3 protein-coding genes and 1 pseudogene are annotated in these 2,663 nt (G+C 28.8%); 3 read left to right on the top strand and 1 reads right to left on the bottom strand.

Features of this window, described 5'->3' with window-relative positions; genetic code table 11:
* The first annotated feature begins 340 nt into the window (after positions 1–340).
* Together ACRDBA_RS07390 and ACRDBA_RS07395 are read left to right on the top strand one after the other, a co-directional pair.
* Positions 341–1,018, top strand: coding sequence for an NAD(P)/FAD-dependent oxidoreductase (locus tag ACRDBA_RS07390; RefSeq protein ID WP_438572286.1), 678 nt, complete (start codon positions 341–343; stop codon positions 1,016–1,018).
* 1 nt (position 1,019) lies between these two features.
* Positions 1,020–1,205, top strand: a complete 186-nt coding sequence (locus tag ACRDBA_RS07395; RefSeq protein ID WP_438572287.1) for a DUF1858 domain-containing protein — start codon at positions 1,020–1,022, stop codon at positions 1,203–1,205.
* Between the two features lie 641 nt (positions 1,206–1,846).
* Here ACRDBA_RS07395 and ACRDBA_RS07400 read toward each other — a convergent pair.
* Positions 1,847–2,242, bottom strand: coding sequence for an RrF2 family transcriptional regulator (locus ACRDBA_RS07400; protein WP_438572288.1), 396 nt, complete (start codon positions 2,240–2,242; stop codon positions 1,847–1,849).
* 230 nt (positions 2,243–2,472) lie between these two features.
* On the opposite strand from ACRDBA_RS07400, the pseudogene ACRDBA_RS07405 reads away from it, so the two are divergent.
* A pseudogene (locus ACRDBA_RS07405) lies at positions 2,473–2,663 on the top strand (hypothetical protein); the annotation flags it as partial.

A 2,663-nucleotide genomic window follows, 5' to 3' on the forward strand; every position in this document is an offset into this window, starting at 1 on the left:
CACTATTAATATATTATTAAGTAAGTTTCAATATATATATATTCCAACATTTAGCTTAGCAAATATCATTAGTGGAGAGGTAAATTATATAGGTCGCACCGACTTTCCCAAAGGGTGGAAGGAAGACCTATATAATTCACCTCTCCACGGGCCCCATTTACTAACTAAACTCTAATCTGTAATGAAGTTTTGCTAAACAATATTAATATATTTCAAACAAAATATATCCTCTTAATAAAATAAATTAAAACTGTATCATATGTTACGGATTTTTAATAGCAGAAATCATATAATATAAACATAGTCAAACTTAATACAAGTATAAAAGAGGGAGTCGTATATGAGTACCTACGGAAATTTACAAAAAATTAAAAATGGAAAAAGAACTTATGGTATAACCCCCCATATACCTGGTGGATTTATAACTGCAGATGACCTTATAAAGATAGGTGAAGTTGCAAAAAAATATAAAGGTGTTCTTAAGCTAACTTCTGGTCAAAGAATTTTAATAACAAATTTAAAAGAAGAAGATTTACCATTAATATGGGCTGAATTAGGTATGAAGCCAGCTGTTAAAAATCAAAATTCATTAAAAAATGTTGAGATCTGTCCTGCAAATTACTGCAAAAGGGCAAAGTACCCAACTATAGGTATAGGAATGAAAATAAGTAACAATTTTCATGGGATGGATTTACCATGTAGAACAAAAATAGGTGTATGCGGATGTAGAAATGCATGTACTAGTGTTTATTCTAAAGATATTGGTGTTTTAGTTGATATAGACGGTAAGTTTTTTATATCAGTAGGTGGTAGTGCAGGATTTAATCCTCGTAGTTCCGATATTTTAGTAAAAGGATTAGATGAGGCACAAGCTTTTCTTTTAGTTAAAATCATATTAGAATATTATAATGAAAATGCTCAAATGGGCGAAAAACTAGGTGATTTTATAGATAGAATAAAAATAGATACGTTTAGAAATGATATTTTAGAAATATCTAATATAAAGGAGGAATTTTAAAATGATAACAAAGGATAGTATAATAGCAGATATAGTAAAAGCTAAGGTAAATGCACCACAAATACTTATGAGCTTTGGTATGGGGTGCATTGGTTGCCCATCAGCTCAAATGGAGACTTTAGAGCAAGCTTGTGAAATACATGGGTTAGATTTAGAAGAAGTTTTAAATAAATTAAATGAAGAATAAATAAAATTGATTTACCCCGCGACGCTGGGAATTATATAAGCCTTCCTCCAAGCTAAAATGTCGGAGCGTCTTATATAATTCCCAGCGTCGCTCAAGCTATATACTACACGAAGCTTTATAAAAATCATGTTTATAATTTTATTAAAAAAATCCGTCTGTTTAATTTTTTTGCCAATAATATACCATAACATAGAATTCACCCTTGCCGATACAGGTTTATTTGGATAATTACTTTTACATTTATCTAACGCTGACTTTGTAATCCTCTTCCCTATACCCTTCTTACAGTATTTAGGATTTATTCCTATACCAAAGAATACATTACTACCTTCGTCTAATAGATTAGTAGATCCTATTAATTCATTTTCTTTATTAATATATGAAGTAAATCATTCTCTAACCATAGTATCCCAATCAGGTAAGTTATAAATTTCATACTCACCTTCATATTTCCACTTTGATACTTCTCTTGCTTGTTCTTCACTTAATTTCCCTGATTTTAATTCCATATTCCCCCCAGCTCTACATTGTAAATATCATGAGTGGAGAGGTGAATTATATAGGTCGCACCGACTTTCCCAAAGGGCGGAAGGAAGACCTATATAATTCACCTCTCCACGGGCCCCATTTACACACTCCCCCTAAAGTATATCATAAAGCGTATACTCTTTAAGCTTAGATTTAAATGCATCCAACGCCTGATACATTATAGGCTTTAACCTACAACCATCATTTAAACTGCAACACCCTGCTTCTTCTGAAAAACATTCAACTATATTCAAATTATCTTCTGTTATTTCTAAAATATCACCTAAATTCATTTCTTTTGGATCTTTAACTAATTTAATACCACCATTTCTTCCTTTTGATGATTCTATCAGATTATTCTTTGATAATTTATAAATTATCTTTTTTATATGATGTGTTGATAGCCCTAAGTGACTAGATAATTCTTCTACTGTATATAACTCATTAGGATGATTTCCTAAGTAAATTAATATTCTAAAACTATAATCACTAAATTTTGATAAATTCATTATACTCACCTCGATTAAAAACATTCTTTAGAATATATTATTATATAATTTAAGTTTTATAAACAGTGACTTATTTAATTTATAAGTTTTTTTTAAAACCGTAACCAATGTTACGAAATTATTTTTGATTTTATCATATACTATTGATATAGAAAGCAAAGCAAAATTTAACAGGTATTAAAAAGAGTATTTTAAATGCACAATATCTTTTTAATCTAAGGAGGACTACTATGAGCTTATTTTTAGGAAAAATACACTTTTGGTTATTTAATAAAATATTATGGTTTGAAGGTTTAGAAGATGAGATTATTCTTTTAGCTAATAATGAAAAATTAGATATAGAAAAAATCAACGATGAAATCAATCTAAAATATGGATTAAAACTAGAAAATAAAAATTTAGAAGAAATTATAGATACAAA

Origin of the sequence: Clostridium sp. (assembly GCF_051654825.1) — a bacterium.
GTDB lineage: Bacteria > Bacillota > Clostridia > Clostridiales > Clostridiaceae > Clostridium.

Coding starts and splice junctions, on each gene's coding strand:
- ACRDBA_RS07390 (WP_438572286.1), top strand. CDS start 341: ATGAGTACCTACGGAAATTTACAAAAAATTAAAAATGGAAAAAGAACT.
- ACRDBA_RS07395 (WP_438572287.1), top strand. CDS start 1,020: ATGATAACAAAGGATAGTATAATAGCAGATATAGTAAAAGCTAAGGTA.
- ACRDBA_RS07400 (WP_438572288.1), bottom strand. CDS start 2,242: ATGAATTTATCAAAATTTAGTGATTATAGTTTTAGAATATTAATTTAC.